This window comes from Pseudomonas khorasanensis (assembly GCF_014268505.2).
In the GTDB taxonomy this organism is placed as follows: Bacteria; Pseudomonadota; Gammaproteobacteria; order Pseudomonadales; family Pseudomonadaceae; genus Aquipseudomonas; species Aquipseudomonas khorasanensis.
On record NZ_JABWQP020000051.1, the window covers coordinates 1 to 439 of the forward strand.

General features: G+C 56.7%; 1 protein-coding gene. It reads left to right on the forward strand.

Annotation, left to right across the window (positions count from 1 at the left end; genetic code table 11):
• Positions 1 to 25 precede the first annotated feature (25 nt).
• The coding region (locus HU727_RS25540) for an Hcp family type VI secretion system effector (protein ID WP_217847160.1) at positions 26 to 439 on the forward strand (414 nt) is incomplete at its 3' end.

A 439-nucleotide genomic window follows, 5' to 3' on the forward strand; every position in this document is an offset into this window, starting at 1 on the left:
AATTTATCCGCAAGGAGAGCATCCCATGGCAACACCAGCGTACATGTCGGTTACCGGCGAAAAACAAGGCCTGATCACTGCCGGCGCCTTCACCGCCGACTCCGTTGGCAACACCTACCAGGAAGGCCACGAAGACCAGGTCATGGTTCAGGCTTTCAGCCACGACGTGATCATCCCGCGTGACCCGCAATCCGGTCAGCCAACCGGTCAGCGCGTTCACAAGCCAGTTGTGATCACCAAGGTCTACGACAAGGCTTCGCCTCTGCTGCAAGCCGCTCTGACCTCCGGCGAGCGCATGAGCGAAATCGTTATCCAGTGGTTCCGTACTTCGGCTCAAGGTACTCAAGAGCACTACTACACCACCAAACTGGAAGACGCGATCATCGTCGCCATCAACAACAAAATGCACAACTGCCAGGATCCAGGCAACGCGCACTTC